The 25,088-nt window shown below is 71.3% G+C and carries 25 protein-coding genes and 2 pseudogenes; 21 read left to right on the forward strand and 6 right to left on the reverse strand.

All coding sequences use genetic code 11. The annotated features are described in order from the left end of the window. Positions 1-122: 122 nt before the first annotated feature. From RT91_RS22570 to RT91_RS22575, 3 genes and pseudogenes are all read left to right on the forward strand, one after another. Positions 123-1,142: pseudogene (locus tag RT91_RS22570) on the forward strand (sigma-54-dependent Fis family transcriptional regulator); the annotation flags it as partial. Positions 1,143-1,221: 79 nt separating this feature from the next. Then, positions 1,222-1,278, forward strand: a pseudogene (locus tag RT91_RS22815) (hypothetical protein); the annotation flags it as partial. 3 nt (positions 1,279-1,281) lie between these two features. Then, positions 1,282-1,740, forward strand: a complete 459-nt coding sequence (locus RT91_RS22575; protein WP_240314295.1) for a helix-turn-helix domain-containing protein — start codon at positions 1,282-1,284, stop codon at positions 1,738-1,740. Here the strand turns inward: RT91_RS22575 and RT91_RS13315 are convergent. Continuing rightward, a complete protein-coding gene (locus tag RT91_RS13315) occupies positions 1,684-3,096 on the reverse strand; it encodes a DEAD/DEAH box helicase (RefSeq protein ID WP_013640925.1) in 1,413 nt (470 codons plus the stop codon). The genes RT91_RS22575 and RT91_RS13315 overlap by 57 nt on opposite strands. Before the next feature lie 236 nt (positions 3,097-3,332). Beyond that, complete coding sequence (locus RT91_RS13320; protein WP_012040198.1) at positions 3,333-3,560, reverse strand: hypothetical protein; 228 nt, start codon at positions 3,558-3,560, stop codon at positions 3,333-3,335. A gap of 193 nt (positions 3,561-3,753) precedes the next feature. On the opposite strand from RT91_RS13320, the gene RT91_RS22925 reads away from it, so the two are divergent. From RT91_RS22925 to RT91_RS13335, 4 genes are read left to right on the forward strand one after another with little or no spacing between them, the layout of a single operon-like run. Further along, positions 3,754-4,476 carry a hypothetical protein gene (locus RT91_RS22925; protein ID WP_343205819.1) on the forward strand — a complete coding sequence of 241 codons (723 nt, stop codon included), beginning with the start codon at positions 3,754-3,756 and terminating at the stop codon, positions 4,474-4,476. Beyond that, positions 4,433-5,719: a DUF6600 domain-containing protein gene (locus RT91_RS13325; protein ID WP_343205820.1), complete on the forward strand. Its 1,287-nt coding sequence runs from the start codon at positions 4,433-4,435 to the stop codon at positions 5,717-5,719. The genes RT91_RS22925 and RT91_RS13325 overlap by 44 nt, the downstream gene beginning before the upstream one ends. A 41-nt stretch (positions 5,720-5,760) precedes the next feature. Continuing rightward, positions 5,761-6,351 (forward strand): hypothetical protein, encoded by a 591-nt coding sequence (locus tag RT91_RS13330; protein WP_007423419.1) that lies wholly within the window; start codon positions 5,761-5,763, stop codon positions 6,349-6,351. A 10-nt stretch (positions 6,352-6,361) separates the two neighbouring features. Then, on the forward strand, positions 6,362-6,991 hold the full coding sequence (locus RT91_RS13335; protein ID WP_013640922.1) for a DNA-3-methyladenine glycosylase: 630 nt from the start codon (positions 6,362-6,364) through the stop codon (positions 6,989-6,991). Here RT91_RS13335 and RT91_RS13340 read toward each other — a convergent pair. Further along, the gene (locus RT91_RS13340) at positions 6,975-7,610 is read right to left on the reverse strand and encodes a bifunctional 2-polyprenyl-6-hydroxyphenol methylase/3-demethylubiquinol 3-O-methyltransferase UbiG (RefSeq protein ID WP_007422772.1); all 636 of its coding nucleotides are present in this window, start codon (positions 7,608-7,610) and stop codon (positions 6,975-6,977) included. The genes RT91_RS13335 and RT91_RS13340 overlap by 17 nt on opposite strands. Before the next feature lie 110 nt (positions 7,611-7,720). Here RT91_RS13340 and rpmE point away from each other — a divergent pair, with 110 nt between their 5' ends. The 10 genes from rpmE (at position 7,721) to rsmA (ending at position 17,679) form a co-directional block, all read left to right on the forward strand. Continuing rightward, positions 7,721-7,948, forward strand: coding sequence for a 50S ribosomal protein L31 (rpmE, locus tag RT91_RS13345; protein WP_007422773.1), 228 nt, complete (start codon positions 7,721-7,723; stop codon positions 7,946-7,948). Between the two features lie 202 nt (positions 7,949-8,150). Then, positions 8,151-8,612, forward strand: coding sequence for an Hsp20 family protein (locus RT91_RS13350; protein ID WP_007422774.1), 462 nt, complete (start codon positions 8,151-8,153; stop codon positions 8,610-8,612). Positions 8,613-8,717: 105 nt separating this feature from the next. Further along, entirely contained in the window at positions 8,718-9,347 is a 630-nt protein-coding gene (locus tag RT91_RS13355; RefSeq protein ID WP_007422775.1) for a flavin reductase family protein, read from the forward strand. 4 nt (positions 9,348-9,351) lie between these two features. Further along, positions 9,352-10,329 (forward strand): 4-hydroxythreonine-4-phosphate dehydrogenase PdxA, encoded by a 978-nt coding sequence (pdxA, locus tag RT91_RS13360; protein WP_035187669.1) that lies wholly within the window; start codon positions 9,352-9,354, stop codon positions 10,327-10,329. After that, positions 10,326-11,051 (forward strand): pyridoxine 5'-phosphate synthase, encoded by a 726-nt coding sequence (locus RT91_RS13365; RefSeq protein WP_013640919.1) that lies wholly within the window; start codon positions 10,326-10,328, stop codon positions 11,049-11,051. The genes pdxA and RT91_RS13365 overlap by 4 nt, the downstream gene beginning before the upstream one ends. Before the next feature lie 37 nt (positions 11,052-11,088). Further along, entirely contained in the window at positions 11,089-12,213 is a 1,125-nt protein-coding gene (gene lptF / locus RT91_RS13370; protein WP_007422778.1) for an LPS export ABC transporter permease LptF, read from the forward strand. After that, entirely contained in the window at positions 12,210-13,340 is a 1,131-nt protein-coding gene (gene lptG, locus RT91_RS13375; protein WP_012040191.1) for an LPS export ABC transporter permease LptG, read from the forward strand. The genes lptF and lptG overlap by 4 nt, the downstream gene beginning before the upstream one ends. A 3-nt stretch (positions 13,341-13,343) precedes the next feature. Next, complete coding sequence (locus tag RT91_RS13380; RefSeq protein WP_035187670.1) at positions 13,344-15,584, forward strand: LPS-assembly protein LptD; 2,241 nt, start codon at positions 13,344-13,346, stop codon at positions 15,582-15,584. Then, positions 15,581-16,864, forward strand: a complete 1,284-nt coding sequence (locus RT91_RS13385; RefSeq protein WP_012040189.1) for a peptidylprolyl isomerase — start codon at positions 15,581-15,583, stop codon at positions 16,862-16,864. Before RT91_RS13380 ends, RT91_RS13385 begins: the two co-directional genes overlap by 4 nt. Beyond that, a complete protein-coding gene (gene rsmA, locus RT91_RS13390; RefSeq protein WP_035187671.1) occupies positions 16,861-17,679 on the forward strand; it encodes a 16S rRNA (adenine(1518)-N(6)/adenine(1519)-N(6))-dimethyltransferase RsmA in 819 nt (272 codons plus the stop codon). Before RT91_RS13385 ends, rsmA begins: the two co-directional genes overlap by 4 nt. 12 nt (positions 17,680-17,691) lie before the next feature. Here the strand turns inward: rsmA and RT91_RS22580 are convergent, their stop codons facing one another. Further along, positions 17,692-18,249, reverse strand: a complete 558-nt coding sequence (locus RT91_RS22580; protein WP_231844433.1) for a CHAP domain-containing protein — start codon at positions 18,247-18,249, stop codon at positions 17,692-17,694. Here RT91_RS22580 and RT91_RS22585 point away from each other — a divergent pair. Then, positions 18,223-18,546 carry a hypothetical protein gene (locus tag RT91_RS22585; protein ID WP_231844432.1) on the forward strand — a complete coding sequence of 108 codons (324 nt, stop codon included), beginning with the start codon at positions 18,223-18,225 and terminating at the stop codon, positions 18,544-18,546. The genes RT91_RS22580 and RT91_RS22585 overlap by 27 nt on opposite strands. Before the next feature lie 366 nt (positions 18,547-18,912). On the opposite strand, the gene RT91_RS13400 is transcribed toward RT91_RS22585, so the two are convergent. Next, entirely contained in the window at positions 18,913-19,263 is a 351-nt protein-coding gene (locus RT91_RS13400) for a RidA family protein (protein WP_007422784.1), read from the reverse strand. Positions 19,264-19,509: 246 nt separating this feature from the next. Here RT91_RS13400 and radC point away from each other — a divergent pair, with 246 nt between their 5' ends. The 3 genes from radC to RT91_RS13415 all read left to right on the forward strand — a co-directional run bounded on the left by radC (position 19,510) and on the right by RT91_RS13415 (position 23,445). Next, complete coding sequence (gene radC, locus RT91_RS13405) at positions 19,510-20,250, forward strand: DNA repair protein RadC (RefSeq protein ID WP_138919177.1); 741 nt, start codon at positions 19,510-19,512, stop codon at positions 20,248-20,250. Next, the gene (locus tag RT91_RS13410; RefSeq protein WP_012040185.1) at positions 20,247-21,779 is read left to right on the forward strand and encodes a YifB family Mg chelatase-like AAA ATPase; all 1,533 of its coding nucleotides are present in this window, start codon (positions 20,247-20,249) and stop codon (positions 21,777-21,779) included. Before radC ends, RT91_RS13410 begins: the two co-directional genes overlap by 4 nt. Positions 21,780-22,062: 283 nt before the next feature. Continuing rightward, the gene (locus tag RT91_RS13415; RefSeq protein WP_035187673.1) at positions 22,063-23,445 is read left to right on the forward strand and encodes a Hint domain-containing protein; all 1,383 of its coding nucleotides are present in this window, start codon (positions 22,063-22,065) and stop codon (positions 23,443-23,445) included. Positions 23,446-23,520: 75 nt separating this feature from the next. On the opposite strand, the gene RT91_RS13420 is transcribed toward RT91_RS13415, so the two are convergent. Continuing rightward, a partial coding sequence (locus tag RT91_RS13420; protein ID WP_035187674.1) for a putative PEP-binding protein occupies positions 23,521-25,088 on the reverse strand: 1,568 nt, incomplete at its 5' end.

A 25,088-nucleotide genomic window follows, 5' to 3' on the forward strand; every position in this document is an offset into this window, starting at 1 on the left:
GGCGCTGCCTCGATGCCGGGCTGGACCCGCATCATCCGCCGAATGTCGGGCGGATCGAGCAGCACGAGCTCGAACGCCACCGCGCGGCGCACGAAACCGCAAGGCGCCTCGCCCGCGCCGAGATGCAGGCGCTGCACCGCCAGCTCGGGCGGGACAGTTTCGTGCTCGCCTTCGCCGACCCGGACGGGGTGCTGATCGACTCGCTGGTGAGCGAGGGGCGGCGCGGCGACATCGAGGCCTTCGGCATCGTGCCGGGGACGGTGTGGGAGGAATCGCTGGTCGGCACCAACGCGCTGGGGACGGCGAGCGCCTCGCGGCAGCGGATCGCGGTGCGCGGGGCGGAACATTTCTTCACCCATCACCAGCGGCTGAGCTGCATCGCCGCACCCATCTTCCTGCCCGACCGCACGCTCGCGGGCGTGCTGGACGCGACCTGCTTCAGCGAGGCCTATGCGCCGAACGCGCGCGCCATCGTCGCCCTCGCCGCGGCGGAGATCGAGGCGCGGCTGTTCCGCGCCCGCCTCGCCGGCAAGCGGCTGCTCGCCATCCACGGAAGGGCCGAGTTTCTCGACACCGCCTATGCCGGGCTGCTCGCGCTCGACGCGGCCGACCGGGTGGTGGCGGCGAACGACCAGGCGCGGTTCATCCTCGCCGGGCTGCCGGAGCCGATCGGCGCGACCTTCGGCGCGCTGTTCGCGCCGGCCGAGCTGCGGCCGGGGGCGGCGGGCACGCTGACCGACCGCGCCGGGCGGCTGTTCCACGCCAGGCTCGACCAGCCGGAGACGGCGCGGCCGCGCAAGATCGCCCCCGCGCAGGGCGTGCCGGCGGCGGACGCGCCGGTGGCCGAGGACCCGGCGGCGCGGGCGGCGCTCGACATGGCGGCGCGGGCGGCGGCGCGCGGCATGCCGGTGCTGATCCGCGGGGCGACCGGCACGGGCAAGGAGGTGGCGGCGCGCTACGCGCATCGCGCCTCGGGGCGGAGCGGGCGGTTCGTCGCGGTGAACTGCGCGGCGATTCCGCCGGACCTGATCGCCGCCGAGCTGTTCGGCCATGTCGAGGGCGCGTTCACCGGCGCGCGGCGCGGCGGGGCGGCGGGCCTCGCGGTGGAGGCGGATGGGGGGACGCTGTTCCTTGACGAGATCGGCGACCTGCCGCTGCCGCTGCAGGCCGCGCTGCTGCGCTTCCTCGACGATTTCTCGGTGCGGCCCGGTGGGCGGCGGGATGCCGCGCCTGGTCGACGTGCTGCTGCTGACGGCGACCAATGTCGATCTCGGCGAGGCGGTGGCCGCGGGACGGTTCCGGGCGGACCTGTATTACCGGCTGGCGATCGCCGAGATCACCCTGCCGGCGCTGCGCGAGCGCAGCGACATCCGCCCGCTCGCGGCGCACCTGCTCGAACAGGTGGCGCCGGGCACGCGGCTTGAGCCGGCGGCGGCGTCACGCCTCGCGCGGCACGATTTTCCCGGCAATGTCAGGGAGTTGCGCAACGTGCTGGCGCGCGCCGCGCTGACCGGCGAGAAGGTGATCGGCGAGGAGACGATCGCCGCCCTGCTGCCGGCGGAGACGGCCGCGCCGGCCGCCGCCGGACAGTCGGTGCTGCGCGACGTTCAGGCGAGGCGGATCGAGGCGGCGCTGCGCGCGGCCGGCGGCAATATCAGCCGCGCGGCGCGCGCGCTCGGCGTGTCACGCAACACGATTTACCGCGCGATCGGACGAACGCCCCCGACCGCCGCCGGCTGAGCGGCCGCGGCCCTGCGGCTTGCCGCCGGCCTTGGCGTGGGCGGGCTTGCCGTGATGGGCGTTGCCGCCGCCATGACCGTGGCCCTGACCGTGGTGGCCGCCGCCGTGACCGCCGCCATGGCCGTGGCCGGCATGCGCGGCCTTGGGCGGGCCGTTGCGCTTGGGCATCTGGCCCTGGCGGGCGACCTGGTTGCGGGCGCGGAGGAGATGCGGCGGCGCGAGGCCGCGCACCGGCTGGGCGCCGCCGGGGACGAGGTGACGGCCGATCAGCGTCTCGATATCGCGCAGATAGGGCAGCTCGGAGGGCTCGACCAGCGAGATCGCCACACCCTCGGCGCCGGCGCGGGCGGTGCGGCCGATGCGGTGGACGTAGGATTCCGGCACGTTCGGCAGCTCGAAATTCACCACATGCGAGACGTTGTCGACATCGATGCCGCGGGCGGCGATGTCGGTCGCGACGAGCACGCGGATGCGGCCGGAGCGGAACTGGTCGAGCGCGCGCTCGCGCTGGCCCTGGCTCTTGTTGCCGTGGATCGCGGCGGCGCCGATGCCGGCATCCTCGAGATGGCGGGTGACCTTGTCGGCGCCGTGCTTGGTGCGGGTGAAGACGATGGCGCGCTCGACCGCGACGTCGGCCAGCAGCCAGGCGAGCTTGTCCTTCTTCTCCTCGGGGGCGAGGAGGAGCACCTGCTGGTCGATCCGGTCGACCGGCTTCGATTCGACGCTGACCGCGACCTCGCGCGGGTCGCGCAGGAATTCGCCGGCCAGCGCGCGGATCGGCTTCGGCATGGTGGCCGAGAACATCACCGCCTGGCGCTGGCGGGGCAGCTTCGCCATGATCTGGCGGATCGCCGGGATGAAGCCGAGATCGAGCATCTGGTCGGCCTCGTCGAGCACCACGGTTTCCACCGCATCGAGGCGGATGACGCCGGCGGCGACATGGTCGAGCAGGCGGCCGGGGGTGGCGACCAGCAGGTCGACCCCGGATTCCATGCGGCGGGCCTGCGGGCCGGGCTTGGCGCCGCCGATGACGACGGCGACCGAGGGACGGGTGAACTTGCCGTAGGTGCGGGCGGCATCGGCGATCTGGGTGGCGAGTTCGCGGGTGGGGGCGAGGACCAGGGCGCGGCAGGCGCGCGGCGCCGGGCGGGCGCGGTTCGCCGCGATCCGGTGCAGGATCGGCAGCACGAAGGCGGCCGTCTTGCCGGTGCCGGTCTGGGCGATGCCGACGAGGTCGTGGCCTTCGAGCATCACCGGGATCGAACGGGCCTGGATCGGGGTGGGGGTTTCATAGGACTGCTCGCTGATGGCGCGCAGCAGGGGCTCGGCGAGGCCGAGGGTGGTAAAATCGGTCAAGACAGCGCTTTCGTCGCGGCTCCTTCGGTGCGAGGGAGCGGCACAAGGGTGGCAGGAAGCTTCGTAGACGAGCCGCCCAGAGGGTGCGCGCCCCGCATGGAACGCGCCTGCCGGCGGATGGCGGCGCCAGGGCGCGGCCGGCCGGTGAACAGAGCCGGCGGCCATCGGGCCGCATCTACGAGCGCTGTTCGTCAGCGCGGGATATAGGCGCTCAGCCGCCGGGTTGGCAAGGGCGGTCAGTGATGCCAGCCGCCATGCCAGCCTTCGTCGTCATCGCCATGCCACCAGCCGCCGCCGATCGTGACGCCGCCATAGACCACCGGCGGTGGGGCATAGGGATAGGTGTAGTAGCCGCCGCCATAGCCGGCGCCGTAGCTCGACGGATAATAGACGCATCCGCCGAGGGCGAGCGCCGCGCCGGCCGCCACGGCCGCGAGCAGCATCCTGCGCAAATTCGGTCTCATCGTCGTTCCTTGCATCGTCTTTCGCATATTGTGCCGATCGGTATGGCGGCCATGGGGCCAATTCGTGCCAAAATTGTAACTTGATGAGGAACCGCTTTTTTCCGGGCACGATCGGACCAAACTTGCGCCACAGGGGTCCGCGACCGGCGGGATGCGACTTCGGACCGGCGGGATGCGACTTCAGGAGGTCATGATGCGCAGGCAGTTCGCGACGTTGTTTCATATTGCATGGCTGCTCGCCGCCCTGCTCGCCGGGACGACGGCGACGGCGCGGGCCCAGGCGAACGGCGCGCCGCCCGCCCGCGTCGGCCAGATCGCGCGGATCGAGGGGGCGGTGTCGTTCGCCCGGGCCGGCGGCGAATGGGAGCCGGCGACGCCGAACTATCCGCTGATCGGCGGCGATACGCTCTATGCGGAGCCGGGGGCGGAAGCGGCGCTGACCTTCGGCTGGAGCCGGATCACCCTGGCGGGCGGGACCGAATTCGGGATCGCGGCGCTCGGCGAGGACAGCGCGACACTGGATGTGCCACGCGGCGAGGCGTTTCTCTATCTGCGCTACCTGGCGCCGGGCGAGACCTGGCGCATCCGCACGCCGCGCGGGGTGGTGACGATCAGCCAGGACGGGCGCTACGCGATCAGCGCCGGGGACGCGGCGGCGCCGACGCGGATCGGCGTGATCGACGGCGCGGCGGAGGTGACGGGCGATGGGCCGGGTCGCGTCCGGCGTCGGGCCGGGGGAGACGGCGCGCCTCGCCGGCGCGACACCGGGGCGGGCGATGCGCGGACCGCTCGAGACCGACCCGTTCATCGAGCGGATGCTGGCGGAAGCCGCGCCGCCCGCCCCGCCCGGCGCGCCGGCGGTGGTGACCGGCATGACCGGGGCGGGCCTGCTCGCCGCCTATGGCAGCTGGGGTGACGTGCCGGATTATGGCGCGATCTGGTATCCGCGGGTCGGGCCCGGCTGGGCGCCGTACCGGCACGGGCACTGGGCCTATGTGCCGCCCTGGGGCTGGACCTGGATCGACGACGCGCCCTGGGGCTTCGCGCCGTTCCATTACGGACGCTGGCTGCACAGGCATGGACGCTGGGGCTGGCTGCCCGCGCCGGTGCCGGTGCCGCCGCGCGCCCCGCCGGTCTACGCGCCGGCGCTGGTCGCGTTCTTCAACGTGGCGCCGGGGATTTCGGTGGGGGTGGGGCTGAACGGCGGCGCGGTCGGCTGGGTGCCGCTGGCGCCGGGCGAGCCCTTTCTGCCGTGGTACAGCTGCCCGCCCGCCTATGTGGAACGGCTGAACCGGTTCGACGTGCGGGACCCGGCGCGGTATCGCGACCCGCGCGCGCCGGGCTTCGCGGCGGAGCGCCATCCGGCGCGGCTGGCGAACCGGATGGCGGCGACGCTGATCGGGCCCGAGGCGCTGCGGCGGGGCGACGCGGTGGGGCGGTTCGGACATCCGGCGCCGGAACGCGCGCTGGCGGCGGCGCGGCCGATGCTGCCGGGCCGCACGGCGCCGGCCTATGGCGGTTTCCTGCGGATGCCGCTGGAGCCGGCGCGGCCGGCGCCTGCCCCCGCGCGGCCGGCGATGGCGCCGGCACCGGGACGGCCGGGCGTGCCGGCGGCGCCGGGGGTGCCGGGCTCGCCGCCCCGGGCGATGCCGGCGCCGGGCATCGCCGTGCCGAGCTACAGGCCGGCGCCGCGCGCGCCGGAGCAAAACCGGTTCCAGCCGCAGCGCCCGCAGATGCAACCGCGCCCACCCGCGCCCGCCGCGCCGCAGCGCCGGGCGCCCGAGCAAAACCGGTTCCAGCAGCAGCGACCGCAGATGCAGCCGCGTCCGCCCGCGCCAGCCGCGCCGCAGCGCCGGGCGCCGGAGCAAAACCGGTTCCAGCCGCAGCGACCGCAGATGCAGCCGCGACCGCCCGCGCCAGCCGCGCCGCAGCGCCGGGCGCCGGAGCAAAACCGGTTCCAGCCGCAGCAGCCCCAGACGCGCCCGCAGACGCCGCCGCGACCGCCCGCCGCGCCGCCGCGCCGGATGCCCGAGCAAAACCGGTTCCAGCCGCAGCGCCCGCAAGCACGCCCGCAGCCGCAGTCGCGCCCGCCCTCGCCCACCGCGCCGCAGCGCCGGGCGCCGGAGCAAAACCGGAACCGGCAGGAGGGCGCGTCATGATGCGCTATCGGGTGCCGGGCCGGTTGTGGTAGGGTCGGATCATGGCCAGCCGGATCGATGACAGGACTGCCTGGGCCGCGCGCCGCCGCCGGCGGCTGCGGATGGCGGAGGACGTGCTGCTGCTGCCGCTGGCGCTGCTGGTCGAGTTTCTCGATCGGGTGGTGTGGAAGGGCACGAAGGCGCTGCTCGACCTGATCTCGCGGGCGCCGCCGATCGCCCGGCTGCGGCGGTTCCTGCAGGACCTGCCGCCGGTGATCGTGCTGTTCCTGTTCCTGATCCCGGAGGCGATCGACCATCTGAGCGGCTTGTGGGCGACGGTGCTGCTGGTGAAGGGCAACTGGCTGGCAGCGACGGTCGTTGCCGTGTTCATCAAGGGATTCGCGCTGCTGCTGGCCATCTGGATCTATCAGGCCTGCGAGCAGAGCCTGCTGTCGGTGCGCTGGTTCGCGCGGTTCCATCATGCCGTGCTGGAGGCGAAGGCCTGGGTGCTGCGGCGGACCGAGCCGGTGCGGCTGCGGCTGCGGCAGGCGTTGCGCAGCGTGCTGGCGCGGACGGGCAACCGGCGCCTGGCCCGGCGGTTTTCCGCCTGGCGCTGGCGCCTCGCGCGGATGGCGGGGCTGGCCCGCCGATGACGCAAGCCGGATGAGCCGCCTCGCCCGCGCCCATCTTGCCGCCGCCGATCCGGTGCTCGGCGCGCTGATCCGCGAGGTCGGGCGCTGCACGCTGGCGCCGGAGCGGGCGCGCGAGCCCTATGAGGCGCTGATTTCGGCGGTGGCGCACCAGCAGCTGCACGCCCGCGCCGCCGAGGCGATGCTGGGGCGGCTGCGCGCGCTGACCGAGGCGCCGGTGCCGGCGCCGGGGCACCTGCTCTCGCTGTCGGACGAGGCGCTGCGGGGCTGCGGGTTCTCGGCCGCGAAGGCGGCGGCGCTGCGCGACATCGCGCGGCGGACGCTGGACGGCACGGTGCCGACCAGGCGGGCCGCGGCGCGGATGAGCGATGCCGCGCTGATCGAGCGGCTCTGCACCCTGCGCGGGATCGGCCGCTGGACGGTGGAGATGCTGCTGATCTTCACGCTCGGCCGGCCGGACGTGTTTCCGGTGGACGATTTCGGCGTGCGCGAGGGCTACCGGCTGATCCACGGGCTGGAGGCGCAGCCGAAGCCGCGCGCCTTCGCCGCGATCGGCGAGGCCTATGCGCCGTATCGCAGCACGGCGGCCTGGTATCTCTGGCGGGCCGCCGACCGGGCGAAGACGATCAAGTACCAGGCCTGACCTTCACCCGCGCCACGAGGTCGATCAGCGCGGAGGGGCCGGAATGGCCGGGGCCTTCGTCGAGCACCGCGTCGTAGCTGTCGAGCCGCTCGATCTCGAGGCCGGCGAAGGCCTCGCGGAGCATCGCCTCGGTGTAGCAATGCGCGGGGTCGGACGGGCCGCCGGTGCGGTTGGCGACCTGTTCGGGCCGGTAGCCCTCGAGCAGCAGCAGGCCGCCGGGGCGCAGGGCGCGGACGAGCCGGCCGAAAAACGCCGGACGCTCGGCCGGGGGGACGAACTGCACGAAGATCGCCACCACCGCGTCGTAGGCGTGCTCGGGCCAGGACCAGCGCAGCAGGTCGGCCTGTTCGAAGGCGATGGCGACGCCGCGTTCGGCGGCGAGCTTGCGGGCGCGGGAAAGCGCGGTGGGCGAGACCTCGACGGCATGGACATCGGCGCCGTTGCCGGCGAGGAAGACGCTGTTGCGGCCCTCGCCGTCGGCCACCGAGAGCACCTTCGCGCCCGGCGCGATCAGCCCGGCATTGGCGGCGAGGAAGGCGTTCGGCGCGGTGCCGAAGATGTAGCCGCCCGCGGCGGCGTAGCGGGCTTCCCATTTCTGCTCGGGGGTCGGTTCGCTCATGCGGTGGTTTCCCTTGCGTGGTGTGGACGGTGCTTGCCACGGACGGCGCAAACCGCTAAGCGGGCCCGTCACGCGGCCGGTCGGCATCGGCCAGGATCAGGAGAGTTGCGATGAAAGCCGATATCCATCCGGATTATCACGAGATCAACATCATCATGACCGATGGCACCGAGTACAAGACCCGCTCGTGCTACGGCAAGCCCGGCGACACGCTGCGGCTCGATATCGACCCGAAGTCGCACCCGGCCTGGACCGGACAGCAGCGCGTGCTCGACACCGGGGGCCAGGTGGCGAAGTTCAACAAGCGCTTCGCCGGGATCGGCGCCCGCAAGAAGTAAGCGTCCCCGCCGCGGCAGACCTGCAACGCGCCCCGCCGCCTTCGGCCGGGCGCGTTTTCGCATGCGCGCGGGTCTTGAAGCGGCGGCGGCGAATACCTTTATCCTCGGACAGGAAGGATGCCTTCGGGGTTCTTCCGGCACTGCGGGCTGGTCCGTCGGACAGCCCGGTTCACTGGACCTTGCTTGACCGAGGAGGTTACTCATGACTCTCGATTTTTCGCCGCTTTTCCGCACCGCCATCGGCTTCGACCGGCTGCAGCAGCTGCTCGACAGCGTGCCTGACGGCAACGCCACCGCCTATCCGCCCTACAATATCGAGAAACTCGGCCCCGAGGACTACCGCCTGACCATGGCGGTGGCCGGATTCCGCGCCGAGGACCTGGACATGACGGTGAAGGACAACACGCTCATCATCACCGGACGGATCGCCGAGGGGGCGAGCAAGGGCGAGGTGCTCTATCGCGGCATCGCCTCGCGCGCCTTCGAACGCCGTTTCGTGCTGGCCGACCACATGGTGGTCGATGGCGCGGCGCTGGAGAACGGGCTGCTGCACGTGGCGCTGAAGCGGGTGATTCCCGAGGCGCTGAAGCCCCGGAAGATCGCCATCGGCACCGGCGCGCCGGCGGCCACTCCCGTGATCGAACAGGACAAGGCGGCCGCCTGACCCGGCCGTTTCCCGAACGCCCCGCGCCGCAAGGCGCGGGGTTTTTCATGGGCACCGCCGGCGGCGCGCATGGACAGGAACGGCGGAAGCGGCGATGATCGGGCCATGCTGTTCGACCTCACCAAACTGAAACCGGAGGACCAGTACAAGCTGCTGGCCTCGACCGTGGTGCCGCGGCCGATCGCCTGGGTGGTGACGCTGAATCCCGAGGGCCGGCTGAACGCCGCGCCGTTCTCGTTCTTCAACGTCTTCGGCGCCGGGCCGCCGATCCTGTGCCTCGGCATCGGCGCGCGGCGGCCGGGCGACCCCAAGGATACCGGCGAGAACATCCGCCTGACCGGGGAATTCGTGGTCAATCTCGTCGCGCACGAGAACGCCGAGGCGATGAACGTGACCGCGATCGAGTTCGGCCCGGAGGTGGACGAGCTGGCCGAGGCGCGGCTGACCACCCTGCCCTCGGAGAAGATCCGCCCGCCGCGCATCGCCGAGAGCCCGGTGGCGATGGAGTGCACGCTGCATTCGATGATCGAGTTCGGGCCGGACCGCGCGCTGGTGATCGGCCAGGTGCAGGCGATGCATGTGCGCGACGACGCCGTGCTGAACCCGGAGCGCTGCCATATCGACACGCCGAAGCTCGACCTGATCGGCCGGATGCATGGCGGCGGCTGGTACGCGCGGACCACGGAACGGTTCGACATGCCGCGGATTCCGGTCGGGAACTGGCCGCGCGACTGACCGGATGGCGATGAGCGACGCCCCGATCGCGCTGACCATGGGCGACCCGGCCGGGATCGGCGGGGAGATCGCCGCCGCCGCCTGGCGCGACGCGCGGGAGCGGCTGCTTCCGTTCGCGCTCATCGGCGATGCGGACTGGGCGGCGGGATTCGGCGTGCCGGTGGCGCGGATCGGGCGGATCGGCGAGGCCGCTTCCCGGTTCGGCGTTGCGCTGCCGGTGCTGGACGTGAAGCTCGCGGTGCCGGCGATTCCGGGGCGGCCCGACCCGCGCAACGCCGCCGCGGTGACCGGGGCGATCGAGACCGCGACGCGGCTGGCGCTGGCCGGCGAGGCGGCGGCGGTGGTGACCTGCCCGATCGCCAAGTCGGTTCTGTATCAGGCGGGATTTCCGCATCCCGGCCATACCGAGTTCCTCGGCGCGCTGACCGGCGTGGCAGCTCCGGTGATGATGCTGGCCTGCCCCGGCCTGCGGGTGGTGCCGGTGACGGTGCATGTGTCGCTGCGGCGGGCGATCGAGACGCTGGAGACCGGCGCCATCGTCGCCGCCGGGCGGAGGCTGGCGGCGGCGCTGACGCGGGATTTCGGGGTGGCGGCGCCGCGCATCGCGGTGGCGGGGCTCAACCCGCATGCCGGCGAGGCGGGGGCGATGGGCGACGAGGAGCTGACCATCATCGCGCCGGCGATCGCGGCATTGCGGCAGGCGGGCATCGACGCGTTCGGGCCGCTGCCGCCGGACACGATGTTCACCCCGGCGGCGCGGGCGGGTTACGACGCGGCGCTTTGCATGTATCATGACCAGGCCCTGATCCCGCTCAAGACGATCGACATGGAGAACGGCGTGAACGTCACCCTCGGCCTGCCCATCATCCGCACCTCGCCCGACCACGGCACCGCCTTCGACATCGCGGGGACGGGGAAAGCGCGGGCGGAAAGCCTGGTCGCGGCGCTGCGGCTGGCCGGCGAGATGGCGGGGCGGCGATGAGCGCGCTGCGGCTCGGCGTCAATCTCGACCATGTGGCGACGCTGCGGAACGCCCGCGGCATCGCCACGCCCGACCCGATCCGCGCCGCGCGGATCGCCATCGAGGCGGGGGCGGACGGGATCACGCTGCATCTGCGCGAGGACCGGCGGCATATCCGCGACGCCGATATCCGCGCCGCGCGGGCGCTTTCGGTGCCGCTCAACATGGAGATGGCGGCGACCGACGAGATGGTCGGCATCGCCTGCGGGCTGAAACCGCATGCGAGCTGCCTGGTGCCGGAGCGGCGGCAGGAGGTGACGACCGAGGGCGGGCTGGACGCCGCCGGAACCGCCGAGTCGCTGGCCCCGCGCATCGCGGCGCTGCGGGCGGCGGGAATCCGCGTCTCGCTCTTCGTCGATCCCGATCCGGTGCAGCTGGAAGCCGCGGCACGGTTGGGCGCGCCGGTGGTCGAGCTGCATACCGGCGCCTATGCCGAGGGGCGGGCGGGCGAGCTCGACCGGCTGCGCGCCGCGGCGGCGCGGGCGGCGGCGCTCGGGCTGGAAGTGCATGCCGGGCACGGGCTGAACTATGACAATGTCGGCCCGATCGCGGCGCTGCCGGAGGTGCGGGAGCTGAATATCGGCCACTTCATCGTCGGCGAGGCGGTGTTCGTCGGCCTGGCCGAGGCGATCCGCCGGATGCGCGCGATCATGGACGCGGCGCGACGGCGTACGCAGCGTTAACTTGCCATTGACCCGGCGCGCCGCCAAAAGACCGGCGATGCTTTCCTTGCTGACCCCGACCCGGCTGGACCGCTACGTGTTCCGCCAGCTCCTCATCGGGCTGGCGGTTTCCACGCTCGGGCTCGTCGCGCTGGTGTGGCTGACGCAGTCGCTGCGCTTCATCCAGCTGATCATCCAGCACGGGCTGTCGCCGGTGGTGTTCCTGCACCTGACCGGGCTGCTGGTGCCGAGCTTCGTCGCGGTGATCCTGCCGATCACCTGCTTCATCGTGATCCTGTTCGTCTATGCGCGGCTCGCCGCCGACCGGGAGCTGACGGTGATGCGGGCGAGCGGCATGTCGGACGCCGCGATCGCGCGGCCGGCGCTGGCGCTGGCGATGCTGACGATGCTGGCCTGCTGGGGGCTGAACGTGTGGCTGGTGCCCTCGACCCTGGCGCGGTTCACCCATTTCGAGTCGATCATCCGCAACCAGGTCGCCGCCTTCCTGCTCGAACCCGGGGTGTTCACGCCGATTCCCGGGCATATCACCGTTTACGTGCAGCGGCGGGACCACGACCAGGTGCTGCACGGCATCGTCATCCAGGACGCGCGGCAGAAGGGCGAGCCGGCGACGATCCTCGCGCGGAGCGGGCGGCTGATCGACGGGCCGGACGGACCCGAGGTGCTGCTGCTCGACGGCTCGCGCGAGCAGGTGGACCCGAAGACCGGGCGCCTCAATATCCTGAGTTTCCGGCGCAATCTCATCAGCCTCGCCAAGCCGACCGGGGTGACGCGGAAGCTCGCGCCGAAGACCTCGGAGGCGACGATGACGCAGCTGTTCCACGCCGGCGCCGCGCATGTTCCCCCGCCGGTGCAGCGGCGCTGGCGCGAGGAGGCGTGGCGCCGGATCGCCTCGCCCTTCGCCGTGCTGTCCTATGCGGTGATCGCGCTGCTCAGCGTGCTGCGCAGCCCGTTCCGCCGGCAGGGCGGGGCGGCGGCGCTGGTGGCGGCGGTGTTCATCGTGATGGGGCTGGTGGCGCTGGAACTCGGCACCGAGAACCTGGCGGCCCGGCAGAACGGGCTGATCCCGCTGATCTTCGCGGTGACGCTGGGGCCGGCGCTGGTCGGGCTCGCGCTGCTGCTGCGCGGGCGGCGGCGGCGGGCGCGGACGGTGCCGGCATGATCCGCCTGCGGGCCTGGCGGCCGCCGCTGACCCTTTCGCTCTATATCGGCCGGCGCTTCCTCGGCGCGGTGGTGGCGATGCAGGCCGGGCTGACCGCGATCGGCGCGCTGTTCGACTTCCTCGACCTGCTGCGCCAGTCGGCCGACAAGCCGCAGGCGACGTTCTGGCGGATGCTGGCGCTGGAGGTGCTGCGGGTGCCCTGGCTCGGCATGCAGATCCTGCCCTTCGCCGTGCTGCTCGGCGGGATCTTCGCGTTCTGGCGGCTGACCCGGAGCTCGGAACTCGTGGTGGCGCGGGCGACCGGCACCTCGGTCTGGCAGTTCCTCGCCGTGCCGGTGGCGGGGGCCGCGCTGATCGGCGTGCTCGCCACCACGGCGGGCAGCCCGATCTCGGCGATCATGTTCGCCCGGGCGGAGGTGCTGTATTCGACCTATCTCGGCGTGGATTCGGGGCCGCTCTCGCTACAGGGCGGGCAGCTCTGGCTGCGCCAGGCGGACGATGCGGGGGGCAAGGGCGGCATCGCGATCCTGCACGCCGACGCGGTTCACCTGCACGGCAAGGTGCTGACGACGGGGCATATCACCGTGTTGCGGCTGACCGCGCAGACCACGCTGCAGGAACGCATCGAGGCCGCGCGGGGCCAGCTGGAGCCGGGCGGCTGGCGGCTGGAGAGCGCGCGCATCCTGACGCCGGACGGAGAGCCGCGGGCGGTGAGCGCGCTGCGGATTCCGACGACGCTGACGGTGGGCCGCGTGCAGGAGAGTTTCGCGAGCCCCAGCGCGCTGTCGTTCTGGGCGCTGCCGGGCTTCATCCGGCTGCTGCGGCGCTCGGGCTTTTCGGCGACCCAGCACGAGCTGGCGTTCCAGAGCCTGCTCGCCCTGCCGCTGCTCTGCGCGACGATGGTGCTGGTGGCGGCGGGATTCTCGATGCGGCCGTCGCGCCGGGGCGGGGCGATCCAGATGATCGGGGCTGGCGTCGGCTGCGGGTTCCTGCTGTTCATGCTTTCTGAGGTGGCGGCACAGCTCGGCAAGTCGGGCGCGCTGCCGGTGGGGCTCGCGGCCTGGGCGCCGGCCGCGGCCGGGCTGATGCTGGCGCTTGCCTTGTTGCTTCATCTGGAGGATGGCTGAAGCATGAACGACGCCCAGCAACGCCGCCACGCGCGGCTCCGCCGACGGATCGGGATCGGGATCGCCGGCGCGATGCTGGCGGCCCCGCTGGCGCGCGCGCAGATGGGCGCGCTGGTCGCCGGACCGGAAACGCCGGTCTCGAATTCCGCGCCGGTCACCTTCCTGGCCGACCGCGTTTCGTACGATCACGGCACCGGCGTGGTCACCGCGAGCGGCCATGTCGAGGCCTGGCAGAACGGCCATCTGCTGCAGGCGGACCGCATCGTCATCGACCGGCGCAACGACACGGCGGTGGCCAGCGGGCATGTCGTGATGATCGAGCCGGACGGCGCGGTGGTCTTCGCGCGGCACGCCACCCTCTCGCAGGGGATGAAGAACGCCGTGCTGCACGACGTGGCCACGATTCTCGCCGAGAACGGGCGGATGGTGGCGAACGGCGCGCGGCGCTATGGCGGGGTGATCGAGGAGCTCTCGAAGCCGATCTATTCCACCTGCAATCTCTGCAAGAGCAACCCGAAGGCGGCGCCGCTGTGGCAGATCCGCGCGCGCCAGGCGGTGGAGGACCTGCAGCACCGGGTGATCGAGTATCACGACGCGCAGCTCGAGATCTACGGCGTGCCGGTGTTCTGGCTGCCCTATCTCTCGCAGCCCGATCCCTCGGTGAAGCGGCAGAGCGGCCTGCTGATTCCCGGCTTCGGCGGCTCGACCCATATCGGCAGCTTCGTCGCGATTCCGTATTTCTGGGACATCAGCAAGAGCCAGGACCTGACGATCGTCCCGATCATCGCGACCAAGGCGGGACCGGTGCTCGACCTGAAATACCGCCAGGCGTTCAACGACGGCAAGCTGAACATCAACGTCTCGGGCGGGCGCGACCGCTATGCCGACAAGGGCGGGATTTCGGATTCGATCTTCTCCTCGGGCACGTTCGACCTCAATCGCAACTGGCGCGCCGGGTTCAGCTACAACCACACCTCGACCGCGCAGTATCTGAACGATTTCCGCTACCTGCCGAACGAGGCGTTTCTCGCCTCGAACGCCTGGCTCGAAGGGTTCGGGCGCGGCTCCTATGCGAAGATCGAGGCGGAGACCTATCAGGGCCTGGTCGCCTCGATCAGCCAGAACCGGCTGCCGATCGTGCTGCCCTATGCCCGCTACAGCTATGCCGGCGCGGCGGATTCCTGGGGCGGGCGGTTCTCGCTGACGGCGAACGCGTTCAACATCTTCCGCCAGTCCGGCACGCAGACGCGGCGGGTCGCGGTGATCGCGAATTACGACCTGCCGCGGCAGGGGCCGGACGGGCTGCTGGTGGATGCGCGGCTGCGGCTGATCACCGCCGGATATTCGGCCGACAAGCTCAACCAGCAGCCGAACTATTCGCCGATCACCACGTCGCAGACGGCGCGGGCGATCCCGATCGGCGCGGTGTCCTTCGCCTGGCCGCTGGAGCGCGACGCCGGACGCTGGGGCACGCAGGTGATCGAGCCGCGGGTGCAGCTCGTGGCGGCGCCGGTCTACGGGCTCGGGCAGACCCGCACGATTCCGAACGAGGACAGTCTCGACTTCCAGTTCTCCGACGCGAACCTGTTCAGCCTGCAACGCTTCGGCGGCATCGACCGCTTCGCCGGCGGCGCGCGGGTGGACTATGCGCTGCAGGGCGCGTGGTACCTGCCGGGCGGCGCCTATGCGAGCGGGCTGGTCGGCCAGTCCTATTCCTTCGAGACCTCGAAGCTCTACCCGCCGGACAGCGGGCTGGGCGGGCATGAATCGGACGTGGTGGGCCGGGCGACCGTCGCGCCGGCGCCCTGGTTCAGCCTGACCTATCGCACGCGGCTGTCGCACCGGGACCTGTCGACCCAGATGATCGACAGCTACGCGACCTTCGGGCCGAAGAGCTTCAACGTCTCGGCCGGGTATTTCTACAGCACCACCAACTCCTATTACCTGTTCACCCAGCCCGGCCCGCCGCCGCCGCAATATTTCCAGGCCCAGCGCGAGGTGACGCTCGGCGTGTCGACCACGCTGGTGCCGCACTGGTCGCTCACGGCGGGGGTGCAGCGCAACCTCGCCACCGGGCAGTTCGACAACGCCTCCATCGGGGCGGTATGGCAGAACGAATGCACCGCGGTGAACATCGACCTCTACCGCAACTTCACCTCCTACAATTACGATCACGGCACGACGACGCTGCTGATCACCGTCACGCTCAAGACACTCGGGAACATCGGATTCAGCGCCCTATGAAATCGTTCGTCTCTTACGCGGCCCTGATCGGCCTTGCCGCGGGCCTGCTCGCACCCGGCGCGCCGGCGCGCGCGCAGACGGCCAGCATCGCCGCCGTGGTGAATGGCACGGTGATCACCAATGCCGATGTCGCGGCGCGCACCCGGCTGTTCGCGCTCTCCGCCGGGCTGCCGACCACATCGGCGACGCTGCAGCGGCTGAAACCGCAGATCACCCGCGAGCTGATCGACCAGTCGCTGCAGCTGCAGGCGATCGAGCGGAACAAGGTGGTGGTGCCGGAGGCGAAGATCGCCGCCGCGCTGAAGCGGGTGAACGAGGCCAATCACCTGCCGCCCGGCTCGCTGCAGAAGAAACTCGCCGCCGCCGGCATTCCGCTCTCGACGCTGGTGAGCCAGTTCCGCACCCAGATCGGCTGGACCGACGTGCTGCGCAAGAAGCTCGGCCCCGACCTGCGCCCGACCGCGGCCGACATCGCCGCCGAGGAGGCGGCGATGAAGAAGGAGATCGGCAAGACGCAGTACCACATCGCCGAAATCTTCATCCCCGTCGAAAATCCGGCGGATGTGGCGAATGCCCGGCGTTTCGCGGATGTGGTGATCAGGCAGCTGCGCGCGGGCGCGCCCTTCCCGGTGGTGGCGGCCCAGTTCAGCCAGAGCCAGAGCGCGCTGACCGGCGGCGACCGCGGATGGGTGCAGCCCGACCTGCTCGACCCCGCGGTGCGCCGCATCGTCGAGAAGATGCCGGTCGGGGCGATCAGCGACCCGGTGCGGGTGGCGGGCGGTTTCGAGATCGTCAACCAGCTCGGCATCCGCCAGTTCGGCGTCGGGCAGCGGACGACGCTGTCGATCCGCCAGGTGTTCCTGCCCTTCACGAAGCCCTTCGCCGGCGGCCAGCCGGATGCGCAGCAGCTTGGCGTGCTGCAGCATGCCAACGCGCTGCGCGGCACGCTGCATTCCTGCGCCGAGGTGGAGGCCGCGAACGCGGCGGCGGGCAGCGTGCAGAAGTCCAATCCGGGGCCGGTCGACCTGACCACCGTGCGGCCGGCGGCGTTCCGCAAGCTGCTGTCCTCGCTGCCGCTCGGCCAGCCGAGCGAGCCGCTGGTGTCGAGCAGCGGCATCGCCATCGTCATGGTCTGCAAGCGGGAGACCAGCAAGATCGGCCTGCCGGGGAAGAAGGCGATCGAGGAGATGCTGATCAACCGCCGGGTGTCGCTGGAGGCGCAGCGGCTGATGGACACGCTGCACCGCGACGCCGAGATCCGGATTTTCGCCACCCCGTGACACAGGGAGCGCCGCCGCTGCGCGAGGTGATCGCGCGGCACGGGCTGTCGGCGAAGCGCGCGCTGGGGCAGCATTTCCTGCTCGACCCCGACCTGCTCGCGCGGATCGCGCGGCTGGCCGGGCCGCTGGACGGTGTCAACGTTATTGAGGTGGGGCCGGGGCCGGGCGGGCTGACGCGCGCGCTGCTGGCGAGCGACGCGGCGGGGGTGACCGCCATCGAACTCGATCCGCGGGCGGTCGGCGCGGTTGCGGAACTCGCGGCGGCGGACCCGGGGCGGCTGCGGGTGGTGGAGGGCGATGCGCTCGATCTCGACCTTGCGGCGCTGGTGCCGGCGCCGCGCGCGATCGTCGCCAACCTGCCCTACAATGCCGGCACCGCGATGCTGCTGCGCTGGCTGCACCAGGCGGCGAGCTTCCGCTCGATGACGCTGATGTTCCAGCGTGAGGTGGCGGAGCGGATCGTCGCGGCCCCTGGCAGCCCGGCCTATGGACGGCTGGCGGTGCTCGCGGCGCTCACCGTGCGCGGCGCGATCGTGCTGACGCTGCCGCCCGGCGCGTTTTCACCACCGCCCAAGGTGGACTCGGCCGTGGTCAGGCTGGTGCCGCACGAGGACCAGCTCCAGCCGGCGCTGCTCGCGAAGGTGGGGCGGGTGACGGCGGCGGCGTTCGGGCAGCGGCGGAAGATGCTGCGGGGGTCGCTGAAGGCGCTGGGCGGCGCGACGCTGGCCGAAGCGGCGGGGATCGACCCGTCGCGCCGGGCGGAGACGCTCGCGCCCGCGGAATTTCTCTCGCTCGCCCGGCTGCTGCCGGACTGACGCCGGGACGGCTCAGCGCAGGGTGCGGTTCGGCGCGGTCAAGCGGATCTTGTGGACCACCGGCGCCTCGGCCACCTCGGTCCCGCCATTGCTGGCGTAGACGACATTGGACGGCGCCTGGTTGTAGATGAAGCCGTAGGTCGGATAGACCGTGCCGAACGAGCCGTTGCCGAGCGCGACCTTGACCTCGGACCAGTTGTTGTTCGGCGATACGTCGATGACCGGGACGTTGCGGCTCACGGTATCGGGGATCCAGTTGGCCTGGTCGACCAGGATTTCGCGGCTGTTGATCACCTTGGCAACGACGGCGACATGGCCGAGCGGCATGCGGCCGGTCGGGCGGAAGTTGAGCACGGCGCCATCCTCGGGGCGGTAGCCGCGGGCGTAGCGGCCGGCCGCCTCGGCCCACCAGAGGAAGGCATCGCCCTTGATGTCGATATGCGAGACTTCGCGCGCATAGGGCACGCACCAGAGATAGCTGGTGCGGCGGACGAGATGGCGCGGATAGCGATAACGCCGGACGGCCGGGCGGCGCTCGACGACGTGGCGGACGACGACGTGATGTTCCACGCGCGGATGCTCGACGTGACGGTAGACCACATGGCGCACCGGGGCGCGGTGCTCGACGATGTGGCGCGCGACGACGTGATGATCGACGACATGGCGGACGGGGGCGCGGTGGACCGGCTCATGCCGGTAGACGACATGGTGGATGGGGGCGTGGCGCACCGGTTCGTGGTGGTAGACGACGTGGCGCACGGGCGATTTCACTCGGTGGACGACGCGCGCGGGAGCGGTATGTTCCGTCTTTGCATGGCCGACATGCGCGAGAAGGAAGGCAACGAAAACGCCGCCGCAAAACCGTGATGTTTCCTTCAATCGCGTAACGCCTGCCCACATGCCCCGTTCGCCTTCTTGTTCCGCGCGCCCCTTCCGGACACAAAAAAACCACAATCCAATCAAGCCAATGCCGGATTTTGCTCAGTCAGCGCAGTAACCGGACCGAGCTTTTTGCCGACTCGGGTCTTTGTTTCAAGCCACGAATGGCTTGCATTCCTGTTACGGGGGGACTGCGGTGAACGCAACCCTCGGACTGGGCAAAAATGTCACGCGCGAGGAAAATTTAATGTTTCGCGGCGACATGGGGCGGACGTTACGACGAACTTCCTAACGCCGGATGAAGATCGAGATTTCATCCGGCGCGAATGGCGGAAAATGTTTACGCGGCCGGGGTCAGCGGCAGGCGACGACCATGATCTCGACCAGGTAGCGCGGATCGGCGAGCTTCGCCTCGACGCAGGCGCGGACCGGCGCGCCGCCTTCCGGCAGCCAGGCCGACCAGACGGCGTTCATCGCGCCGCGGTCGTCGATCGATTTCAGCCAGATCTGCGCCTGCAGAAGGCGCGTGTTGTCGGTCCCGTGCTGTTCGAGCAGCGCGTCGATCTGGGCGAGAACATCGCGGGTCTGGGCGGTGATGTCGCCGGCCGGATCCGCCGCGACCACGCCCTGGGTGTAGACGAAGCCATGATATTCGACGGCTTTCGAGAGGATTTCGTTCGCTTCGGTGCGGATGATGCGGCTCATGAGGGTCTCCGGGACGGAATGGCGGCAGCCGGCGGCGGCCGTGCGCTGTTCTATCTGCGCGGCCGCGTGGGGCGCAAGCCACGGCGATGACGCTGGACAAGCCGGCGGGTGGATCGGTAGTATTCAACCTTGGCGAGTATCTGAGATGGAGTTTTTCTCCTTTTGCTTGAAAAACTATTCCGCGCGATGCGCCGGCACGGCGGCGAGCCATTCCCGGAAGCGGCCCCGCTTCCGGGGCGGCGCGGGATGGCGGAGCGCGGCGGGTTCGACCACGCGCCGGCGGCCGATGCGCCCTTCTCCAGCACCGGGCCGCAGGGCCATCGCGGCCGGATGCGCGAGAAGCTGCTCGGCCGCGGCGCCGAGGCGCTGGCCGATTACGAGCTGCTGGAAATGCTGCTCTTCCTCGCCTTCAAGAAGGGCGACACCAAGCCGCTCGCCAAGGCGCTGATCAACCGGTTCGGCTCCTATGCCGCCGTGCTCGCCGCCGAGCCGGACGCGCTGTTCGCGACACCGGGGCTCGGGCAGCACAGCGTGGCGGCGATCAAGCTCGTGCAGGCCTCGGCCATCCGCCTTGCCCGCGCGGAGCTGGCGGACGCGCCGGTGCTGAACAACTGGGAGCGGCTGATCGATTACCTCACCATCGCGATGGCGCGCGAGCCGGTGGAGCAGTTCCGCGTGATCTATCTCGACAACCGCAACCGGCTGCTCGCCGACGAGGTGGCCTCGCGCGGGACGGTGAACCATACCCAGGTCTATGTGCGCGAGGTGGTGCGGCGGGCGATCGAGACACGGGCGACGGCGCTCATCCTCGTTCACAACCACCCGAGCGGCGACCCCTCCCCCTCGCGCGACGACGTCGAGATGACGCGGGAGGTGCAGCGCGCCGTCGCCCTGCTCGACATCACGCTGCATGACCATGTCATCATCGGCAAGGCGGGGTGGCTGAGCTTCCGCCGCGAGGGATTCCTCTCCGGGGCGGCGGCGTGAGCATCACCCGCATCCAGAGCTTCGCCTTTGCCGGGATCGAGGCGCAGCCGGTCGAGGTGCAGGTGCAGATCGCCGCCGGGCTGCCGGTCTTTCTCGTCGTCGGGCTGGCCGACAAGGCGGTGGCGGAATCGCGGGAGCGGGTGCGCGCGGCGCTGACCGCGATGGGCCTCGCGCTGCCGGCGAAGCGCATCCTCGTGAACCTGGCCCCGGCGGACCTGCAGAAGGAGGGCAGCCATTTCGACCTGCCGATCGCGCTCGGCGTGCTGACCGCGATGGACGTGCTGCCGGCGGAGGAGATGGCGCGGTTCGCGGCGATCGGCGAGCTGTCGCTCGACGGGCGGCTGGCGCCGGTGGCCGGGGTGTTGCCGGCGGCGATTGCCGCGGGGGCGCGCGATCTCGGCCTGATCTGCCCCGCGGCGCAGGGGCCGGAAGCGGGCTGGGCCGGCGAGATCGGCGTGCTGGCGCCGGCCGACCTGCTCGCGCTGATCAACCATTTCCGCGGCGAGGCGCTGCTGGAGCCGCCGCCGCGCGGGCGGTTCCAGGCACCTTCGCGCCAGCCGGACCTCGCCGATGTGCGGGGGATGGACGGGGCGCGGCGCGCCCTCGAGATCGCCGCGGCGGGGCAGCACAACCTGCTGATGATCGGCGCGCCGGGGGGCGGAAAGTCGATGCTGGCGGCGCGGCTGCCTGGGCTGCTGCCCGATCTGACGCCGCGCGAGGCGCTGGAGGTCAGCATGGTTCACTCGGTCGCCGGGCTGCTGAGCGAGGGGCGGCTGGTGACGCGGCCGCCGTTTCGCGAGCCGCACCACTCGGCGAGCATGGCGGCGATCGCCGGCGGCGGCAACCGGGCGCGGCCGGGCGAGATTTCGCTGGCGCATCGGGGCGTGCTGTTCCTCGACGAGTTTCCGGAATTTCCGCGCGCGGCACTGGAGGCGCTGCGCCAGCCGCTGGAGACCGGGCGGACCACGGTGGCGCGGGCGGCGGCGCATGTCACCTATCCGGCGCGGTTCCAGCTGGTCGCGGCGATGAATCCGTGCCGCTGCGGCCACCTGTTCGATGCCGCCCGCGCCTGCGGCCGCGCGCCGCGCTGCGGGGAGGACTATCAGGGGCGGATCAGCGGACCGCTGCTCGACCGCATCGATCTCGTGGTGGAGATCGCGCCGGCGAGTCCGGCGGAGCTGATGCGCGCACCGCCGGGCGAGCGGAGCGAGACCGTGGCCGCGCGGGTGGCGGCATGCCGGGCGATCCAGCGCGCGCGGCAGGGCGAGGGCGTGGGCAACGCGGACCTCGCCGGCGACGCGATCGCGCTCGATGAAGGGGCGCGGGCGCTGGCGGAACAGGCGGCGGACCGGCTGCACCTCTCGGCGCGGGGGCTGACGCGCATCCTGCGGGTGGCCCGGACCATCGCGGACCTGGCCGGCGTGGACGTGGTGCGGCGGGAGCATGTCGCCGAGGCGATCGCCTATCGGCATCGCCAGCCCGGCCGGGCGGCGCCGGCACGGCGGCTGGCGGCGCAGGCGGGGGACTGAGCATTTTTCCGATCCGGACGGATCGGATGAATGATCCTCTCCGATGACTAACCAAGCATCCTCATCCGAACGGATGTTTTCGTCTGACCGGATGGTGCTCTAACGACGATGGACAGGGCCGGGCCGACGCATCGCACGGTCCGGGGGACTGCGTTACCCGAGTGTATGAGCTGGCACCAACAATAAACTTGCACCGGCAACATTCTATGGATTAAAGAAGGGTAACTTCGCTGATTTACTGTATTTATCTTTAGATATAATATAATTTTTGAGGTGTTTCATCATGTCCGGACAGGAAACTTTCACATATACCTTTACCGACGGTTCATACACAGACACGGTCAACGTGACGATCTCGACAACGATCGCCACGATCACCAACCCCGTGAATATCGGTGTCGTTAGCGGCGAGGGGTATCCCGTCTTGTCGATCAGCGGGACCTGGGAAGGCAACACAATCACCGGGATGGTCGGAAACAGCGGGCAAGTTCAGTTGCTCCACGGCGTACTTTTCGACAACGCGATTTTCCCGGGCACGACGTCCGGCGGCGGCTACGGCCCCGGCGGAGGTAATGGCAATACGCAGGGACTCGATGTACACGGGCTGGAATTCAGTGTTTCCGGCATTACCGGACAGACTGACGTAAATGTCTTTACGCAGCAGGGTGTATTCTATGACATACAAGATCCGAATGATAACCAAATCCAAATTACGTTCGATGGCGTGACGCCCTCCTTGTCGTCGCTTGGTTCGAATGCCTGTTTTGCCGAGGGTACCCGGATTGCGACGACGCGCGGTGACGTCCCGGTGGAGGAACTGGCGAAGGGAGACGCCGTCCTCCTGCATGGCGGCGAGACGGCCCCCGTGGTGTGGATCGGACATCGCACGATCGAACCGGGTCGCCATGCGAGGCCCGACGCGGTGCAGCCGGTGCTGATCGGCGCTCATGCGATTGCGGATAACGTGCCGGCGCGCGACCTCGTCGTTTCGCCGGATCACGCCTTCTATTTCAACGGCGCGCTCATCCCGGCGAAAGCGCTCGTCAACGGCATGACGATCCGGCAGGTCGAGCGGCGCAGCGTCACCTATTACCATGTCGAACTGCCGGCGCATGCGATCCTGCTGGCCGAGAACATGCCGGCGGAAAGCTACCTTGAGACCGGCAACCGCCAGGCCTTCGAAAATGGTGGTGCCGCCATCGCCCTGCATCCGGAGTTTGCCCAGCCGCTGCGCGAGGCGGCAAGCTGCGCCCCCTTCGCCGAGCATGGCGCGATCGTCGAGCAGGTCCGGACGCAGATCCTCGAGCGCGCGGGACTCGAGACGACGGACGACGCGCAGCTTCGCGTCGAATACCGCGCCGACGGCGCCGCGATCATCACGTCGCGCAGCGCGGTTCCCGCCGAGGTCACGCCCGATCCGCGCGACCGCCGCCGGCTCGGCGTCAAGATCGGCGGTTTGATGGCGGGCGACGAACCGGTGGCGCTCGATCACCCGGCACTGGCCGAAGGGTGGCACGGCGTGGAAGCCGATGGCCGCTGGACCGATGGCGCGGCGGTGGTGCCGGCGAGCTTGCTCAAGGGCCGCGTTCTGACCGTGACGCCGCTGAAAGCCGGTCTGCGCTATCCGGTGATGCAGCAGGCGGAGGAGACCAGGCTGACGGCCTGACCGCATCCCGCCCCTCGCCCGGAACGGGGTAAGGGGCGGGCTGAGCGTCGGCGCCGTGGTCCGGGTGCGCGGATGTCAGGCGCTGGCGGAAAACGCCGCGCGGAGGGTGCTAAGCCGGGCGGCGCCCATCGAGAGCTTGCGGATGCCGGCCTCGACCAGGAGGCGGGCGGTCGACGGATCGCCGGCGGCTTCGCCGCAGACGGAAACGGGGACCGCCCCGGCATCGCGGCAGACCCGGGCGCAGAGGCCGATGACCGCCGGATGGCCGGCATCGGCGAAGCCGGGGAGATCCTTGTGGCCGCGATCGGCGGCGAGGACGTATTGCGTGAGATCGTTGGTGCCGATCGAAAAGAAGTCGCTCGCCGCCAGCAGGTCCGGCACGGTGAGGGCGGCGGCGGGCACCTCGATCATCGCGCCGAGCGGCGGCGGCTCGCAGCCGACATCGCGCGCGGCGGCGGCGAGCAGGTCGCGTATAGCGCGCAACTCGGCGGCGAAGGTGACCATCGGGACCATGATCCGCAGGTCGTGCCCGGCGCCGGCGCGCAGCAGGGCGCGCAGATGGGCGGCGCAGAAATCCGGCCGGCGGAGCAGCGCGCGCACGCCGCGCACGCCGAGGGCGGGGTTTTCCTCCGACGCCAGGGCGAGGAAGGGCACCGGCTTGTCCGCCCCGGCATCGAGCAGGCGGACCACGACGGGACGGCCCTGGAACGGCGCGATCATCGCGCCGACGCGGGCTTCCTGCTCGTCCTCGCCCGGCATGTCGGCGCGGCCGAGGAAGAGCATTTCGGTGCGGGCGAGGCCGACGCCGAAGGCGCCGGCGCGGGCGGCGGCGGCGGCATCGGCGGGGCCGGCGACATTCGCCCAGAATTCGAGCGCCTCGCCGCCGGGAAGGATGACGGAGGCCGGGCCCGGCGCGAGGAGGTCGGCGGCGCGGAAGCGGGCTTCGGTCGCGGCGTCGGGCTCGGCGACGAATTCGCCGGTCGCGCCGTCGAAGGCGGCGCGGGACGGCGGCGGATCGAGCGCGACGCCGCCCAGGGCGGGAATGCCGGCGGCGCGGAGCAGGATCGCGGCGTGGCTGGTAGGGCCGCCGCGCCGGTCCAGCACGCCGAGGATGGTGGGCGGAAGGCTCGCGGCCTCGGCGGCGGTGAGTTCGTCCACCGCGATGATCGCGGGCTTGGCCGGCAGGTCGAGGCCGAAGCCGCCGAGCAGTTCGCGGAGCACGGCATCGCCGGCCTCGCGCAGGTCGCGCGCGCGGGCGCGGAGATAGGGGTCGTCGAGCGCCTCGTGGCTGGCGGCGGCGGCGGCGATGGCGTCGCGCCAGGCGGCGGCCTCGTGGCGGCCATCCGCCTCGATCGCGGCGCGGGCGGGGCCGATCAGCGCCGGGTCGGCGAGCAGGGCGGCCTGGGCGGCGAGGATCGGGTTGCCGGCCAGCGCGGCGCGGGCGGCGGCCAGCGCTTCATCGAGCCGGGCCAGCGCCGCCACGCGGTCCGCCACCGTGGTTTCGGGCACCGCCGGCCGGGCGCGGCCGACGGCGACGACCGGGCCGGCGGCGCGGCCGGGGGACATCGGCACGAATCCGCCGGATGACGCTTTCGACGGGGTTTCGGCGTGGGGTTCCGCCGGGCGCTCGGCGAGGATGGCGG

The sequence above is a fragment of the Acidiphilium sp. JA12-A1 genome (assembly GCF_000724705.2).
GTDB classification, from domain to species: domain Bacteria; phylum Pseudomonadota; class Alphaproteobacteria; order Acetobacterales; family Acetobacteraceae; genus Acidiphilium; species Acidiphilium multivorum.

Excerpts from the sequence above, each read along its gene's own strand:
- pdxA (WP_035187669.1), top strand. The coding sequence starts at position 9,352 with ATGGCGATGAGCGACGCCCCGATCGCGCTGACCATGGGCGACCCGGCC.
- RT91_RS13340 (WP_007422772.1), bottom strand. The coding sequence starts at position 7,610 with ATGAGCGAACCGACCCCCGAGCAGAAATGGGAAGCCCGCTACGCCGCC.
- rpmE (WP_007422773.1), top strand. The coding sequence starts at position 7,721 with ATGAAAGCCGATATCCATCCGGATTATCACGAGATCAACATCATCATG.
- RT91_RS13350 (WP_007422774.1), top strand. The coding sequence starts at position 8,151 with ATGACTCTCGATTTTTCGCCGCTTTTCCGCACCGCCATCGGCTTCGAC.
- RT91_RS13325 (WP_343205820.1), top strand. The coding sequence starts at position 4,433 with ATGACCGGGGCGGGCCTGCTCGCCGCCTATGGCAGCTGGGGTGACGTG.
- RT91_RS13330 (WP_007423419.1), top strand. The coding sequence starts at position 5,761 with ATGGCCAGCCGGATCGATGACAGGACTGCCTGGGCCGCGCGCCGCCGC.
- RT91_RS13400 (WP_007422784.1), bottom strand. The coding sequence starts at position 19,263 with ATGAGCCGCATCATCCGCACCGAAGCGAACGAAATCCTCTCGAAAGCC.
- RT91_RS13385 (WP_012040189.1), top strand. The coding sequence starts at position 15,581 with ATGAAATCGTTCGTCTCTTACGCGGCCCTGATCGGCCTTGCCGCGGGC.
- RT91_RS13355 (WP_007422775.1), top strand. The coding sequence starts at position 8,718 with ATGCTGTTCGACCTCACCAAACTGAAACCGGAGGACCAGTACAAGCTG.
- RT91_RS13365 (WP_013640919.1), top strand. The coding sequence starts at position 10,326 with ATGAGCGCGCTGCGGCTCGGCGTCAATCTCGACCATGTGGCGACGCTG.
- lptF (WP_007422778.1), top strand. The coding sequence starts at position 11,089 with ATGCTTTCCTTGCTGACCCCGACCCGGCTGGACCGCTACGTGTTCCGC.
- RT91_RS13320 (WP_012040198.1), bottom strand. The coding sequence starts at position 3,560 with ATGAGACCGAATTTGCGCAGGATGCTGCTCGCGGCCGTGGCGGCCGGC.
- RT91_RS13380 (WP_035187670.1), top strand. The coding sequence starts at position 13,344 with ATGAACGACGCCCAGCAACGCCGCCACGCGCGGCTCCGCCGACGGATC.
- radC (WP_138919177.1), top strand. The coding sequence starts at position 19,510 with ATGGCGGAGCGCGGCGGGTTCGACCACGCGCCGGCGGCCGATGCGCCC.
- RT91_RS13335 (WP_013640922.1), top strand. The coding sequence starts at position 6,362 with ATGAGCCGCCTCGCCCGCGCCCATCTTGCCGCCGCCGATCCGGTGCTC.
- lptG (WP_012040191.1), top strand. The coding sequence starts at position 12,210 with ATGATCCGCCTGCGGGCCTGGCGGCCGCCGCTGACCCTTTCGCTCTAT.
- RT91_RS22925 (WP_343205819.1), top strand. The coding sequence starts at position 3,754 with ATGCGCAGGCAGTTCGCGACGTTGTTTCATATTGCATGGCTGCTCGCC.
- RT91_RS13415 (WP_035187673.1), top strand. The coding sequence starts at position 22,063 with ATGTCCGGACAGGAAACTTTCACATATACCTTTACCGACGGTTCATAC.